We start from the raw sequence: 15,161 nt of genomic DNA, 5'->3' as shown, positions 1-15,161 counted from the left end.
TGGTCAGGGTGTAGGAACCGGTCTGGCCAGTCAAAGACAGTTTGCTTACATCAATGGTGTCGCCACCGGCGATGTTGACGGCAGAGACCGATAAAATGCCGGTGCTGGCATCGTAGGTGGAACTTAAGATGCTTGGTGCGGCATTGGCGACGGTGATGCCATTGCCAGTCAGGTCAGCGATATTGCCGCCGGTGATGACGCTGTCCCAGTCGTCGGCTGCGGCCAGATTGTACGTTGTGGCGCTGCTGGCTGAAGAAGTGCCATTTTTATTCAACAAGGCATCAACGGCAGCGATGTCGGCACCGGCCAAGGTGAACGTAAAGCTGGTGGCAGACGTGACTTCGACGTTGCCAGTCGTGGACAAAGTACGCGTTGCGCCACCTTCGCCAGTAATCGTCAGCTTGGATATGGTGATGTCATTGGTCGCGCCTATCGTTTGCACCAGGTTGGTGCCGGTGACGGTGAAGACATGGGTCGTGCCGTTATAGGTTGCCGATGTAATCGTTGGGGCGGTGACGTTGCTGACCGTTATTGGGTTTGTGGTGTCGGCTAATGGTCCCTGTGAAGCATCCCAGCCAGCAGCAGCGGCCAGATTGAATGTGGTGGTATCAACAGCCGTTGTACCATTATTGTTCAAGACACCGTTGATGGCCAGCTTATCAGCCGCGTTCAATGTTATTGAAAAAGCTGTCGCACTGCTGGTCGTTACATTCGCCGTCGTCAGCGTATATGAACCCGCCTGCCCTGTCAGCGATAGTTTGGAAACATCAATGGTGTCGCCGTTCGCCATATTGGTGCCGATGACGGACAGAATGCCAGTGCTGGCGTCATAAGTGGCGCTGGTGATGGTCGATGGCAAACCGGCAGAAGTAAAAGCCCAGGTGGAACTGGACGTGATGCCGGTAAATGACTTGCTGCTACTGTCGAGGAACGAACCGCTGTCTATCAATACATAGTAGCCAGTCTTGCCGAGAAAATTGGCGGCAGGATTAATCGTAATCTTGCTATTGGCACCGCCCGTGCCGCTGCTGAACGTGACCTTGCTGGTATCGGTGGCAGCGATAGTTTCCAGCACCGCATTGTCTGACTGGCGGTAAATGACGATATTCTTGGCAGCAACCGCAGTAACCGCAGTACCAAAATCGATCACCAGGTCATAGTTGATGGGTACATCAATAACACCATTTGCGGGGGAAACCACTCCACCGAAATTGAAGCTGCCATTATCGGAAGATTCATAGGCGCCAATATCAATTGTGCCACCACGGTTAAATCCACGCGCATCAGTCGTCGGCGCGCCGGTTGTGGTACCGGCACTCACGGCACTGCTGCCACCGGCAATCGAAATGGTTTTTACCGGGCCACCGTTGTAGGCCAGCGTACCCATGCTGGGAACGGTGGAAATGGTGCCGGTCAGGTTGCTGATGGTATTACCACCACTGCTGGATGCGGTGTAAGTACCCGCCGTGGTACCAAAAATATTATTGGCACCATTGATGGTCACATTACGTCCCAGAACCACATCAGCGCCATGGTTACCGACAGCGCCGGTACTTGTATTATTGGCGATCAGGTTATTCGACAAAGTGACAACACCAGGCGAACCATCCACATGCAAGCCGCCACCATCTGCAAATACCAGATCAGTATTGATGGTAGATTTGCCGATAAAATGATTGCCAACAACAGTGTTATTGATGATGCTGCCAGTGCTGCCAGAGAAAGCCGTTACCTGCAGGCCGCCGCCCTTGCCAGCCACCACGTTGCTGGCACCACTGGTGTTATTGGAAAAGGTATTGTTAGTGATGCTGAAGGTGCCGCCGCCGATGATGGACAGCGATGCACCGCCGCCACCTGTAACGGCTGTGTTGCTTTCAAACGTGTTGTTCAGCAATGTCGCAGAGTTGGCAAATAAATTAACGCCACCGCCACTGCCAGTCGTAGTGTTGGACTGGAAACTCGAATTGCTGATGGTGATACTGCTATTGTAATTACCGTAAGAAGCGAAGCCACCACCATACGCCGAAGAGCTGGAATTTTTTATGACCACATGATCAATGACCACAGCACCGGTACTGGCCACGATGATGGCACCACCACCACGCGTCAAGGTGTCGCCGCTACCCGTGGTATTGGTGGCATTGGTCAGCGTCATGCCTGAAATATTCAGGGCAGAAGTATTGGCGGCAGCATAACTGTCAGCACGGAAAATTTGCGAATTATTATTGCCGCTGATAGTCAATAAATTGCTGCCAGGGCCAATAATGCTGAACGCGTCCGCATTGCTGGTACCACCAACTTCCAGTGCGCCGCTGGTCAGGGTGATGGTCGCAGCACCACTGGCAAACAGAGCAGGATCAAATACGATGGTATCAGCAGCACCGTTGCCAGTCGCGGCAAGAACAGCATCGCGCAAGGAACCGGCCCCGCTATCATTCAGATTGGTGACCGTGATGGTCGCCAGATCATACTGATATTGTTGTGCTGAGATAGCGGTAGTTTCCACCACGCCGCTATGGTATTCCAAAGCCCAGTCACCATGCACACCGGTGTCATTGGTCGATGCAGCGACATCAGTGCCAGTCGCTTTTGCGAGTTGATTCACAAAATTGGCACCCACATCACCTTTGGCGACATCACAGCCATACAGCAAAATATCGGCCCCAGGTGCCATTGCTTTTTGTATGGTCGCCAGGCTGGCCTGATAGTCTGTCAGGTTATACGAAGACAGCATGGTATTACCAACCACCAGATACCCTTCGCCACCATGCGACACAATGTGGACAGCAGTGATATCTGCCTTGCCTTGCAGCGCATCGGCCATTTGCTGTACGCCGTTTTTCAGCGGATCCAGCGTGACGACTTCAGTACCAGGTTTGAGACTACCAATCAGGCTTTGCCAGTTTTGCAGTGTGGTATCGACAAACACGACTTCGTGCGGTGTTGCCGAAGCGACAGGCGCGGCAGCAGCGGCCTGAGCAATGACGGGAACAACGACGGGAACAGGTGGTGCAGCAACAGCCGTCGTCGTCACAGGCAAACCATCTGCCTGGCTTGGATGCAAAGGGTCAAATGCAAAACCTGGAGAAGAACTGGAAGATGAATTGGTGTCAGCAATGGCTGGATTCAGGGAATTGGTCGGTATCATCTTCAGTCTTCAGTAGAATTTGGAACAAATTTGGCGGTAATCACATTGGCACGGCTACCGGTGGTGTCTTTCCAGAACGATAGCTGGCTGTACTGTTGAAACAAATCGGGGGGCAGTATGGTGTCGCGGGCCTGGAAGCTGACTTCGGGCCTGACCTTGTGCAGTCCACGCATGCCCATGGGGGCATCAAACTCAGGCGCGTCATACTGGATATTCTGGAAATCATGCTCGAATGGTTCAGCACCGATAAAGTCATAAATCAGGGGCAGCACTTTTTGTGGTGCCTGCGCCAGCAAGTCATAATCAATGAGCAGCATGGAACCGGCATGCTCACTGTAAAAGGCGCTCTTCAGGGCCGCCCATGGGTAACCCACCATGCGGTTGCGCTGCGCCAGGGTCTCTACCCGGCTATAGACGGTTGCTCGCTCATTGTCGTCATTGAAAAGGCGCGTGATTTCATAGGGGTCAGCTGCATATTTACGCTCTATGCTATCCATGACCCAGGCGACATTGCGGACACAGGCAATCACCTTGGAGCCAGGGAACTGGTCCATCAACATCGGCAGGTGTGCAGTCCACATGCGGTTGGTATCGAATACCACACTCTTCTCAGCGTGCTCGGCATAATAAGAATCAAACAAGCCACGCACCAGACGCTTGCGTTCAGCCTTGGTAATCACAGGCCCAAACTCAGTCCCTGCGCCGAACTGATGCAGCATGCTGGTGTATAAAGTACCGACAGGGCTGGTCATCCCGGCATGAAAGCGTGGATTTTGCAGTAACAAAGCAGCCAATAAGGTAGAGCCGGAACGTGGCAGGCCAGAGATGAAATGGTAGATCGGAGTAGTCATTATTTGAGACGGATAAGCCAAACCTGTGCAAAGTCTGTATCAACAGAGCAAACTATGAATAGCAATTAGTGTAAATAAGTGCGTAGTTCAAATGAAATCAATCCATTTTTCACCGCTAGCCATTTATATCAATATAAAAAGACACTTATGAGAAAAAATAGACAAAAGGCCAAACAATACCTGAGAAAACATTAAATATTTATTCTTTACAAAATGTGAAATGTTAAACATCGTTAAAATGTGCATTGTTTATCTATGGCATCAAAATGCTGGCAGTTTTAATGAAAGCCGCACATCTCGGAGGACACCTTCAGCGGGACCTCGCAAAACCGCCAGGCTCGCATTCGCCTTTGCAGTTTTTTCAATCACGGGAAGTACAGACAAAAAAATACCCGCCAGTGGCGGGTATTTTAATTTTACGTATAACAATGCCAGTTTTATTCCTGGCTATACTTGTCCCTGAGCATCAATTTCATACATGCGGCTTGATTGTTTCCAGCCACTTCTTCATACGGTCTGCGTCTGCCAGGCGTGAATATTTGCCCTTGGAGTCAAGAAACACCATGACGATATTGCGACCTTCAATCATGGCTTGCATGACCAGACAACGGCCAGCTTCCGCGATATAACCAGTTTTTTGCAGGCCGATTTCCCATGCAGGGTTGATCACCAATTTATTAGATGTGCCGTATTCGAGATTTTTGCCACCAGGAGCGACGACATATTTTGAATCAGTAGAATACTGGCGGATAACAGGGTGCTGATAGGCCGCATTCACCAGCTTGACCAAATCACGCGCGCTGGCGCGGTTCTGGCTGGAGAGTCCACTGGAATCCACATAATGTGTATCTGACATGCCCAGTTGTTTGGCTTTGGTATTCATGGCCGTAACAAATGCAGGCAAGCCACCTGGATAATTGCGTCCCAATGCTGATGCGGCACGATTTTCTGAACTCATCAAGGCAATATGCAACATGTCAGAACGCGACAATCTGGCACCGATCTTCAAACGGGAACTGGTGTTTTTTTCCTTGTCGATGTCATCATTCGTCACTTCTATCTGCTCATCCATGTCTTGGTGAGCTTCTACCACTACCAGGCTGGTCATGAGTTTGGTAATCGAGGCGATAGGCAGGGAAACCTCAGAATTTTTCTCGAACAAGACCTTGGAGCTATCCTGATCAACCACGTAAGCCACATTTGATTTCAGATCCAAAGGGTCCTGGGTATTTTTCAAGCCCGCAGTGTCGCCCATGCTTGGCCTGTCTGGTACTTCACGTACCAGTACCACGCGCTCTGTAATGACTTTTCGTTTGCCATGCACCATGACAGTACGCTTGCCCAATTTGCCTGACGCAGTATGAATAATAATTTTCTTATGCGCAGCCACATGCGTCTTGCCATGAGCAGCATGTTTCTTGGATGAATTCTTGTGTGAGTTTGTGGCAGCCAGCACACTAGCCACTGGCAAGAGTGCGATTAATGAAAAAACCACTGCACATCGGGCAAATTTCACCATCAATGACTCCAGATCAGATATGCCAAAAAGATAGTGCAGTGTAGCAAAATTCGGAAATTCCGCAAGGAAAATAAGGAGTTAGCTGCGCTTATTCATTCGCATCCTTAGACTAAGTTGCAAAAATATTCTGTCTTTTAAACAAATTTCACAATTCAATTTCCAGAAATATTCAATTGTCTTCTTTATTCGATAAATCGGACAAAATCAGCAAGCTCGGCTCTTTCGGTCACCAGAGTGTTTTCAATTTTGCTGTGATCGGCATAACCCAGCGACATACCGCATACCAGCATTTCATCTGTGGGCAATTGCAATTGCTCTGCAATGACTTTGTGATATTGAGTGAAGGCTGCCTGTGGGCAGGTATCAAGACCGCGACCGCGCGCAGCAATCATGATATTTTGCAGGAACATGCCATAGTCCAGCCATGAACCCTGCTCCATGACCCTGTCTATAGTGAATATCAGACCAACTGGCGCATCAAAAAAAGCATAGTTGCGACCATGCTGGGCATGCATGCCCATCTTGTTTTCACGTCCCAGCCCCAGCAAGGCATATAAATCCCAGCCTACCTTTCGTCGGCGTTCAAGATAAGGTGCAACCCATTTCACCGGGTAATAATTGTATTCTTGCGCATGCCCGCCCTGCCCCTCGCTATTGTGGGCAGCCAAAATAGCATTCGACAAAGCGTGCAGGCGGGAGCCGGTTAACACATAGACCTTCCAGGGCTGGGTATTGCTGCCAGATGGTGCACGAGCGGCAACCTCAAGTATGGCCTGCATATCCTCACGCGCCACGGCTGTTGGCAAAAATGCGCGTATGGAACGGCGCGACGTGATAGCTTCATCGACGATCTGCTGATGTGCTGAAGTAATCATGAGCCTGTTACCTCTATGGTTTGCAAGAGCTGGCGCATGTTGTCCGGGATGGCTGTAGGGCGGCGGTTTTCTCTATCCACATAGACATGCACGAAATGCCCCTGCGCGGCTGCCAGGTCTTCACCATTCTTGAAAATGCCTACTTCATAGCGCACGCTGGAATTGCCCAACTTGCTGACACTGACGCCCGCTTCGATGACATCAGGAAAAGCGACCGAAGCCAGGTAATTGCACTGGGTCTCTATAACCAGGCCTATGACCGGGCTGTTTTCTATGTCCAGCACTCCGTTACTGATCAGGAACTCGTTGACGACCGTGTCAAACCAGCTGTAATACACGACATTATTGACATGGCCATAAGCATCGTTATCCATCCAGCGTGTGGTAATTTTATGAAAATGCTTAAAGTCTTTTCTTGTTTTTGCAGTTATTGCCATTGTCTCTCCCCACTTTATTCTTGCCACAAAATGAATTGCCTGAACGCAAATCTCCGTATGAAAGTCTAACATAGGCATGCCACTTCATTTTCTGGTCATAATTGCCATACATAATTGCCACAGGAAAAGTGTCTTTGCTTGTTTTTCATTTTCCTGACCGGGTATTTGTATCAAATGTTTTTATATACATAATTATTATATTGCGACGCACAAATTTACCTTGACTTCATTTTGCGAATCAATAAAATATGATTTATTGCATCGCACAATTTCATGGTTTATTAATTAATTTAAGCGCTGCAACATTCCACTTAGCAATCGCCAGGTTTCTTGTATTCCACTTTCCTACTTAGGAGATGTCCATGTTTACTGCACCCGAACAAATTTCTGCAGCAACTAAAGCCAATTTCGATGCACAACTTGCTCTGTTCACTACATTGACAGGCAAAGCATTTGAAGGCGTAGAAAAATTCATCGAATTGAATTTGAACGCTGTCAAATCCTCTCTGGAAGAAAGCTCTGCTGCAACCAAGCAATTACTGGCAGCCAAAGACCCACAAGAATTTTTCAATCTGTCCGCAGCTCAGGCGCAGCCGACAGCCGAAAAAGTGCTGGCTTATGGCCGTCACCTGGCAAACATCGCGACCAGCACACAGGCAGAATTTACACATGCTGCTGAAGCGCAAATCGCTGAGACCAATCGCAAAGTTTTGACCCTGATTGATGAAGTGTCTAAAAATGCTCCTGCTGGTTCCGAGCAATTTGTATCCTTGTTCAAGACGTCGATAGACAATGCGAACGCCAGCTACGATCACATCAGCAAAACAACCAAACAAGCAGTTGAAGCGCTGGAAGCCAATCTGAACAATGCAGTTTCTACTGCAACAAAAGCGGCAACACCAAAGGCCGCGAAGAAGTAAGCATCAGCATTGTTACAGCAGGACTCCCCTCCTACTGTAACAGGCTAACAGGCTAACAAGCAGGCAACAAGCAAAAAAGCCCTGGCAACATACCAGGGCTTTTGCTTATGTACACATGCTTAGCTTACGCAAACATAGCCATGACTTTCATTGCCTTTTGCCAGACTCCTTATCCCAGTGGAACGCAGGCCAGAGCCCAGTAAAAAATGATTTTGCCAGCCATGCTGGGATCAATATGCTTGTTGATGTCTTCCACGTTTATGTCTTACATATTTATTCCTATCTGATGTGTTGTGATAGTCTGTCAAGTTGCCAATTCCGCATTGATTCCTACATTTATATCAAGATCAATTTTAGAAACATGTTTTTGCAGAAAAATCTGCCGATTACTTTGCATTGTCCGCTGACCAGCTTTTAGCGGAGAGTAGAAAGACCTGACACGATCAGGTTAAAAGATGAAACGAGAGGTAAAAACAGGCAAAAAAATACCTGCAATTACTTGCAGGTATTTGAAAGGTCCCGGCACAGCCATGCTGCGCAAGAGACTTACCTTACTTCATAAAACGTATCATCACTCACCAAGATAGGCGGCCTGGACTTTAGGGTCATTCAGCATGTCCTTGGCATTACCACTCATGGTAATAGAACCAGAATCCATCACATAGCCACGGTGTGCTGCCTGCAAGGCAAGCTTGGCGTTCTGCTCTACCAACAGGATGGTAATTCCCTGGGCAGACACATTACGCACCACTTCAAAAATCTTTTCCACCATGATCGGTGACAGACCCATGGATGGCTCATCCAGCAGCAACAGATTAGGATGACTCATCAGTGCACGTGCCATAGCCAGCATTTGCTGCTCACCACCAGACAAGGTACCAGCCAGTTGAGCAGCACGCTCTTTGAGGCGCGGAAAGACGGCAAACCATTTCTCGATATCGGCTTCGATACCCGCTTTATCATTGCGGATAAAGGCACCCATCATCAGGTTTTCAAGAATCGTCATACGTGTGAAAACACCACGGCCTTCTGGCACCATGGCCAGGTGGTTTTTCACCATCTCGAAAGAATTAACGTTACGGATGGAATTACCCAGATAGACAATCTCGCCTTCAATCTTGCAGGCAGGCAGAGTGCCCGTAATGGCTTTCAGGGTCGTGGTTTTACCTGCACCATTGGCGCCGATCAGGGTAATCAATTCACCCTTGTTGACTTCCAGGTCTATTCCTTTAACGGCCTTGATGCCGCCGTAAGCAACTTTCAGATTGCTTATCTTTAATACGTTCTCAGCCATTAGTGACCACCTCCCAAATACGCTTCGATAACTGCCGGATTTTTCTGTATGTCTGCTGGCAGACCTTCTGCAATTGGCTTGCCGTAATCCAGAACAGTCATCCTGTCACATAATCCCATCATCAATTTGACGTCATGCTCAATCAGCAAAATCGTCTTGCCTTCTGCCTTGATCTTGACCAGCAACTCGCGCAAGGCAAGTTTTTCAGTCGCATTCATACCAGCTGCGGGTTCATCAAGTGCCAGCAGTTTTGGATCTGTTGCCAGTGCACGGGCAATTTCCAGGCGGCGTTGATCACCATACGACAGGAACTTGGATGTGCGGCTGGCGAACTGGCCTATACCAACAAAGTCCAGCAATTCCTGCGCACGCTGGCGAATTTCAGCCTCTTCTTTTTTTGCCGCACCGTGTCTGAACACAGCACCAAATACACCTTGATGAGTACGGATATGGCGGCCAACCATGACATTTTCCAGTGCCGTCATTTCACCAAACAGACGGATATTCTGGAAAGTCCTGGCGATACCTGCCCTGGCCACTTCATGCGGTGCCGATGGCGAATAAGGCTTGCCTTCCAGTTCAAAAGTCCCTGTGTCAGGTTGATACAAGCCAGTAATGACATTAAAAAAAGTGGTCTTGCCGGCACCGTTAGGCCCGATCAGGCCATAAATCTGGCCTTTCTTGATATTGATACCTACATTTGAAAGCGCCTGCAAGCCGCCAAAACGTTTATTGGCACCTTCAATTTTTAAGATAGTTTGTTCAGTCATCTCGATCTTCCTTATGCTGCCGCTTCGTTAGTCTTAGCCATACGGTCTTCGTGCTTGGGCGCTGGCCACAAACCGGCAGGACGATAAAGCATGACACCAACCAGTGTCGCTCCGTAGATCAACTGACGCAAAACTTCATCTTCCAGCCACACTTCACCAAACAATTGCATTTGCAAAGGCTTGACAACGTGGCGCAATATTTCTGGCAAGGAGATCAGTGCCACAGCCCCCATGATCACACCAGGGATATGCCCGATACCACCGACCACGACTGCCGCCAGAACAATGATGGATTCCATCAGAGAGAAGGATTCTGGAGAAACGAAGCCCTGGAAGCTGGCAAACATCGCACCAGATACGCCACCAAAAGAAGCGCCCATTGAGAATGCCAGCAACTTGATATTGCGGGTATTGATACCCATGGCCTTGGCGGCAATTTCATCTTCACGGATGGCAACCCAGGAGCGGCCAAGACGGGAATCTTGCAAACGGAAGGAAACCAGAACGATACAGATACACAGGAACAGGAACAGGAAATAATAGGCATTCACCGAAGGCATGCTTATGCCCAGGAAGTGTACCGTCGCATTGCTGCCGGGCTCACCAGCCAGTGATACACCAAACACACTGACGGGGTCTATCTTGTTAATACCCTTTGGGCCGTTGGTAAAATTAATCGGCGCATTCATGTTATTCATGAAAATACGGATGATTTCACCAAAGCCCAGAGTCACGATCGCCAGGTAATCACCACGCAATTTCAGCGTCGGCGCACCCAGTATCGCACCAAACAGGCCGGCTACCGCTGCAGCCATTGGCACAATAAGCCAGACTGACAGATGAATGCCATTCTGAGTGATTTCCTGCCCCAGCACATTGACCAGGAAAGCACCGAAACCAGGATAGCTATCAACGATGGATTCCAGAGCAATGGCAAATTGTGGCGAAGCAAATATACCTGCCAGATAGGCACCTACCGCATAAAACGCGATATAGCCCAGGTCAAGCAAACCAGCAAAACCAACCACGATGTTGAGACCCAGGGCCAGCATGACATACAAGAGCACCAGATCAACAATCCTGACCCAGGAATTACCAAAATTGGAAGCAACAAAAGGGAACGCCACCAGAATTACCGCCAGTACGGCGAAACTGGTAAATGCCTTTTGCGGGTTGGCTTTTACATCAAATAATGTAGACATAGATTTTCTCCTTACGCACGATCAGCAACACGTTCACCCATGATGCCGGATGGCCGCAAGGTCAATACGATAATCAATACCACGAAGGCAAAGATGTCCTGATAGTGACTTCCCAGAATACCTCCAGTCAGGTCACCTATATAACCGGCACCCAGGCTTTCTATCAGGCCCAGTACGATACCCCCAACCATCGCACCGTAGATATTACCGATACCACCCAGCACCGCTGCAGAGAATGCTTTCAGACCCGGTACAAAACCCATGGCAAACTGTGCGGAGGAATAATTGGCAGCCCACATCACGCCAGCAACAGCCGCCAGTGCAGCGCCTATCGCAAAGGTTGCGACAATCACTTTGTTGGAATCGACACCCATCAGACCGGCAACCCGCGGATTTTCAGCAGTTGCACGCATGGCCCGGCCCATCTTGGTTTTTTCCACCAGCAAAACCAGGGCAACCATGGAGAGAGTCGCCAACACCAGCAACAGTATCTGTGTTTGCGAAATCACTGCACCGCCGATTTGCACAGGTTCCAATGGCATCACGGAAGGGAAAGGAATAGGACTACGGCCCCAGATCATCATCGCAAAAGTCTGCACCAGGATGGAGACACCAATCGCCGTAATCAGCGGAGCCAGGCGTGGGGCATTTCGCAAACGCCGGTAAGCCACGCGCTCGATAAGGACATTGACAGCAATACAGACAGGGATGGCGCCAAGAATGGCGATAATCAGTTTGATTATGCCTGGCAGTTCAGGAGCGACTACCGATAAAAACTTGATGATACTCAGGCCAGCCATCGCACCGACCATCAGCACGTCGCCATGCGCGAAGTTAATCAGATTGAGCACACCATAGACCATGGTGTAACCGAGTGCGACCAGGGCATACATGCTGCCCAGCACAAGACCGTTAATAATTTGTTGGATAAAGGTATCCATATTTTGCTTCTCACTTTAAAAACGAAACGAATTTCTGAAAAAACCAGGAGATGAACTGTTTGCCATCTTGCCACCCGCAAGAATCGGGTAACAACATGCAGGTTTCAGCAAAAATCATTCCTGATAAGGAAAGCGGCACCCAGACTGGGTGCCGCCGGAATTCGAACGCGCGTTAGCCAAACAGGCGCGTCATCAAAGTAGAAGCAATAATGGCGTAATCGATGCACATAGTAGAACTCTCCTCAGCAACTTTTGGTAAAAGTTTTTGTAATATATTTTGACTTAAAGGTTATCCCAGTAAAGTCGGCCGGATTATACATAGTTTGCCTGCTCTTCCAGTGGTAAAAAAACCACCGCAAGCTACGTACTTTCCACAAGTGCCGAATACCAGCATACACGTTTTGCCAAGTCCGGCAAATACCGAACTTGATTGTGCCGCAATCTTAAACACGTATTTGCAAAATAAAATATCGAAAACAACAGCCAAAACAAATTTTTTATCAAATTCACTTACTTAAGAGAGTTACAAGCATCAAACTTTTGCTGCAGCCAGGCCTTTGGGCATGGGGAAAGTCACAGCCTCTTCAACACCGTCAAGCGCACGTACACTACGTGCACCCAGTTGGCGCAAACTCGCAATCACCTCTTGCACCAGCACTTCCGGTGCAGAAGCACCGGCTGTCACACCTATGCGCAAACTGTTTTCCAGCCACTCAGGCTTGATCTGGCTGGCATTATCGACCATATAGGCGGTCACACCTTTTTTCTCGGCGACTTCGCGCAAACGGTTGGAATTAGAACTGTTCGGACTGCCAACCACCAGTACCAGATCAACTTGCGGTGCCATGAACTTCACCGCCTCTTGCCGGTTGGTCGTGGCATAGCAAATATCTCCCTTTTTTGGTTCACTGATCAAAGGAAAGCGCTTTTTCAGAGCATCTATAATTTCTGCCGTGTCGTCAACAGACAATGTGGTTTGCGACACAAAAGCCAGCATATCTGCATTTTTTACTTGCAGGCTGGCGACATCGGCCACGGTTTCCACCAGATACATGCCCTCATTAGCCTGGCCCATCGTGCCCTCTACTTCAGGGTGACCATGGTGGCCTATCATGATGATTTCTCGGCCTTCTTTGCGCATCTTGGCCACTTCTATATGCACCTTGGTGACCAATGGACAGGTCGCATCAAAAATCGTCAGGCCACGGGCCTCGGCATCCTGGCGCACGCTTTGTGACACACCGTGGGCAGAAAATATCAGGGTATTGCCCGGCGGGACGTCTTCGAGCTCTTCAATAAAAATCGCGCCCTTGTTTTTCAAGTCATTCACGACATAGGCGTTGTGCACGATTTCATGTCTGACATAAATCGGCGCACCGAATTGTTGCAAGGCGCGCTCAACGATTTCAATGGCGCGATCAACACCAGCGCAAAATCCGCGTGGCTGAGCTAATAAGATTTCTTTGTCCATAAGCTTTGATTAAAGAATCCCGATAATTTTTGTTTCAAACAACACGGTTTGTCCGGCCAGAGGATGATTAAAGTCAAACAATGCGCCCTGGTCATCAATTGCACGCAAGATGCCGGCAAACTTGCCGCCTGCGGGTGCGGCAAACTCAACCAGGTCACCAATCACATATTGCTCGCCAAAAGCAGAATTTTCTTTTAGTGTAGCCAGCGACACTCTTTGTATCAATTCCGGATTGCGCGGCCCAAAGGCTTTTTCAGGTGCCAGCTCCTGGGTGGTATGAGAACCTTCTTCCAGTCCCAGCAAGGATGCTTCCAGCTCTGGTGCCAGTTGCCCTGTCCCCAGTTGCAATGTGGCTGGGCGCTCTTTGAAAGTGCTGAGTATATCTTCACCAGCTAGCGTCGCAAGGCGATAATGCAGGGTCAGGTAGGCGTTGGGTGTCACAGTAGGGATTGCATTTGAAGACATGATATGAAGCTGGGCTTATAAGGCTGAGAATCCGATATTGTAAGCCAGCTTTAGCTTATACAGAGACAAGGACCAAATTCTATGGAGAGAAGCTAGATGGCAATCAATGAATGGCCGGAAGACCAGCGCCCGCGTGAGCGCCTGATCAAGCATGGAGCCAGCGCTTTATCAGACGCTGAATTACTGGCTGTTTTTTTGCGGGTTGGCGTCAAAGGAAAAAGTGCAGTCGATCTGGGGCGCGATATGACCAGGCACTTTGGCTCACTTTCCGGGCTGTTTGCAGCGAATATGAAGGATTTTTCGTCCATACATGGGCTGGGTGCGGCCAAGTACGCGCAGTTGCAGGCCGTTCTCGAACTGGCCAAACGGGCAATTTCTGAAGAACTGCAGGAAAACGCCAGCCTTTCCTCACCCCAGGCTGTCAAAAATTACCTGCAACTGATGATAGGAAATAAACCACATGAATCTTTTGCCGTCCTTTTCCTGGACATCAAAAACCGCCTGATCAGAGCAGAAGAATTATTTCGTGGCACTTTGAGCCACGCCAGCGTTTACCCACGTGAAGTAGTCAAGGCAGCCCTGCAACACAATGCTGCAGCCATTATACTGGCCCACAACCACCCTTCTGGCTCATGCGAGCCCAGCCAGGCGGATATCAGCCTCACACAAACCCTGAAACAAGCGCTGGCGCTGGTAGATGTGCGCGTACTGGACCATTTCATCGTCGCCAATCCAAATGTGTATTCTTTTGCAGAACATGGCCTGATTTGAGTATGGCCCCTGTCAGGGCAGACATTTTGCAGCATTGAAACAGCCAATGTTGTAGGCAAGGCTTGGGTTACATCCGCCGTTTACACTTGTGTTTACCTGCTGTAAACCCAGGAAAATAAAATTGTTAAATTAATTTTTTAAATAAGACACACTTGTTTTTCGCAAGTCGTTGATATTTCATGAGATTTTGTTTATACTTGTGTTTTTCCAATTTCGGAATCGTCTAAGGAGTTAAACATGGCACGTGTCTGCCAAGTGACTGGGAAGGGGCCAATGGTTGGCAACAATGTATCCCACGCTAACAACAAAACAAAACGCCGCTTTTTGCCTAATCTGCAAAATCGTCGCTTTTTCGTAGAATCAGAAAACCGTTGGGTTTCTCTGCGTTTGTCCAATGCTGGTCTGCGCGTCATTGACAAAATCGGCATCGATGCCGTTTTGACTGACATGCGTGCTCGCGGCGAAAAAGTTTAAGCTAAACTATTGTTAGGAAAATA

The 15,161-nt window shown here is 48.9% G+C and carries 14 protein-coding genes; 3 read left to right on the top strand and 11 right to left on the bottom strand.

Annotated features, from left to right (window positions below; genetic code table 11):
- The 5 genes from ACO0LI_RS23665 to ACO0LI_RS23645 form a co-directional block, all read right to left on the bottom strand.
- Positions 1-3,148: DUF4347 domain-containing protein (locus ACO0LI_RS23665; RefSeq protein WP_423035692.1), on the bottom strand; the 3,148-nt coding region annotated here is incomplete at its 3' end.
- A gap of 2 nt (positions 3,149-3,150) precedes the next feature.
- Entirely contained in the window at positions 3,151-3,999 is an 849-nt protein-coding gene (locus ACO0LI_RS23660; protein ID WP_422953366.1) for a sulfotransferase, read from the bottom strand.
- A gap of 472 nt (positions 4,000-4,471) precedes the next feature.
- Positions 4,472-5,518: a D-alanyl-D-alanine endopeptidase gene (gene pbpG / locus ACO0LI_RS23655; protein WP_422953365.1), complete on the bottom strand. Its 1,047-nt coding sequence runs from the start codon at positions 5,516-5,518 to the stop codon at positions 4,472-4,474.
- 182 nt (positions 5,519-5,700) lie between these two features.
- A complete protein-coding gene (locus ACO0LI_RS23650; protein WP_423035690.1) occupies positions 5,701-6,393 on the bottom strand; it encodes a nitroreductase in 693 nt (230 codons plus the stop codon).
- Positions 6,390-6,830, bottom strand: a complete 441-nt coding sequence (locus ACO0LI_RS23645) for an acyl-CoA thioesterase (protein ID WP_423035688.1) — start codon at positions 6,828-6,830, stop codon at positions 6,390-6,392. Before ACO0LI_RS23645 ends, ACO0LI_RS23650 begins: the two co-directional genes overlap by 4 nt.
- Before the next feature lie 362 nt (positions 6,831-7,192).
- Here ACO0LI_RS23645 and ACO0LI_RS23640 point away from each other — a divergent pair, with 362 nt between their 5' ends.
- Complete coding sequence (locus tag ACO0LI_RS23640; RefSeq protein ID WP_422953362.1) at positions 7,193-7,750, top strand: phasin family protein; 558 nt, start codon at positions 7,193-7,195, stop codon at positions 7,748-7,750.
- Positions 7,751-8,321: 571 nt separating this feature from the next.
- Here ACO0LI_RS23640 and ACO0LI_RS23635 read toward each other — a convergent pair.
- From ACO0LI_RS23635 to ACO0LI_RS23610, 6 genes are all read right to left on the bottom strand, one after another.
- Entirely contained in the window at positions 8,322-9,044 is a 723-nt protein-coding gene (locus ACO0LI_RS23635; protein ID WP_422953361.1) for an ABC transporter ATP-binding protein, read from the bottom strand.
- The gene (locus tag ACO0LI_RS23630) at positions 9,044-9,814 is read right to left on the bottom strand and encodes an ABC transporter ATP-binding protein (RefSeq protein ID WP_162040519.1); all 771 of its coding nucleotides are present in this window, start codon (positions 9,812-9,814) and stop codon (positions 9,044-9,046) included. The genes ACO0LI_RS23635 and ACO0LI_RS23630 overlap by 1 nt, the downstream gene beginning before the upstream one ends.
- An 11-nt stretch (positions 9,815-9,825) precedes the next feature.
- Positions 9,826-11,016, bottom strand: a complete 1,191-nt coding sequence (locus ACO0LI_RS23625; RefSeq protein ID WP_423035686.1) for an ABC transporter permease subunit — start codon at positions 11,014-11,016, stop codon at positions 9,826-9,828.
- 11 nt (positions 11,017-11,027) lie between these two features.
- Entirely contained in the window at positions 11,028-11,957 is a 930-nt protein-coding gene (locus ACO0LI_RS23620) for a branched-chain amino acid ABC transporter permease (protein WP_422953359.1), read from the bottom strand.
- Between the two features lie 532 nt (positions 11,958-12,489).
- Complete coding sequence (gene ispH / locus ACO0LI_RS23615) at positions 12,490-13,428, bottom strand: 4-hydroxy-3-methylbut-2-enyl diphosphate reductase (RefSeq protein ID WP_422978653.1); 939 nt, start codon at positions 13,426-13,428, stop codon at positions 12,490-12,492.
- 9 nt (positions 13,429-13,437) lie between these two features.
- Positions 13,438-13,893, bottom strand: a complete 456-nt coding sequence (locus ACO0LI_RS23610; protein WP_423035684.1) for an FKBP-type peptidyl-prolyl cis-trans isomerase — start codon at positions 13,891-13,893, stop codon at positions 13,438-13,440.
- A 96-nt stretch (positions 13,894-13,989) separates the two neighbouring features.
- Here ACO0LI_RS23610 and radC point away from each other — a divergent pair, with 96 nt between their 5' ends.
- Both radC and rpmB read left to right on the top strand, forming a co-directional pair.
- On the top strand, positions 13,990-14,664 hold the full coding sequence (radC, locus tag ACO0LI_RS23605; RefSeq protein WP_423035682.1) for a RadC family protein: 675 nt from the start codon (positions 13,990-13,992) through the stop codon (positions 14,662-14,664).
- 237 nt (positions 14,665-14,901) lie between these two features.
- Positions 14,902-15,138, top strand: a complete 237-nt coding sequence (gene rpmB / locus ACO0LI_RS23600) for a 50S ribosomal protein L28 (protein ID WP_110257749.1) — start codon at positions 14,902-14,904, stop codon at positions 15,136-15,138.
- Positions 15,139-15,161 lie beyond the last annotated feature (23 nt).

Source organism: Undibacterium sp. Tian12W, from assembly GCF_049339405.1.
GTDB lineage: Bacteria > Pseudomonadota > Gammaproteobacteria > Burkholderiales > Burkholderiaceae_D > Undibacterium.
Note: the sequence above shows the minus strand (reverse complement) of the source record. Positions and strands in the feature narration are given on the sequence as shown.

Coding starts and splice junctions, on each gene's coding strand:
- radC (WP_423035682.1), top strand. CDS start 13,990: ATGGCAATCAATGAATGGCCGGAAGACCAGCGCCCGCGTGAGCGCCTG.
- ACO0LI_RS23660 (WP_422953366.1), bottom strand. CDS start 3,999: ATGACTACTCCGATCTACCATTTCATCTCTGGCCTGCCACGTTCCGGC.
- ACO0LI_RS23620 (WP_422953359.1), bottom strand. CDS start 11,957: ATGGATACCTTTATCCAACAAATTATTAACGGTCTTGTGCTGGGCAGC.
- ACO0LI_RS23645 (WP_423035688.1), bottom strand. CDS start 6,830: ATGGCAATAACTGCAAAAACAAGAAAAGACTTTAAGCATTTTCATAAA.
- ACO0LI_RS23635 (WP_422953361.1), bottom strand. CDS start 9,044: ATGGCTGAGAACGTATTAAAGATAAGCAATCTGAAAGTTGCTTACGGC.
- ispH (WP_422978653.1), bottom strand. CDS start 13,428: ATGGACAAAGAAATCTTATTAGCTCAGCCACGCGGATTTTGCGCTGGT.
- ACO0LI_RS23610 (WP_423035684.1), bottom strand. CDS start 13,893: ATGTCTTCAAATGCAATCCCTACTGTGACACCCAACGCCTACCTGACC.
- ACO0LI_RS23625 (WP_423035686.1), bottom strand. CDS start 11,016: ATGTCTACATTATTTGATGTAAAAGCCAACCCGCAAAAGGCATTTACC.
- ACO0LI_RS23650 (WP_423035690.1), bottom strand. CDS start 6,393: ATGATTACTTCAGCACATCAGCAGATCGTCGATGAAGCTATCACGTCG.
- rpmB (WP_110257749.1), top strand. CDS start 14,902: ATGGCACGTGTCTGCCAAGTGACTGGGAAGGGGCCAATGGTTGGCAAC.
- pbpG (WP_422953365.1), bottom strand. CDS start 5,518: ATGGTGAAATTTGCCCGATGTGCAGTGGTTTTTTCATTAATCGCACTC.
- ACO0LI_RS23630 (WP_162040519.1), bottom strand. CDS start 9,814: ATGACTGAACAAACTATCTTAAAAATTGAAGGTGCCAATAAACGTTTT.
- ACO0LI_RS23640 (WP_422953362.1), top strand. CDS start 7,193: ATGTTTACTGCACCCGAACAAATTTCTGCAGCAACTAAAGCCAATTTC.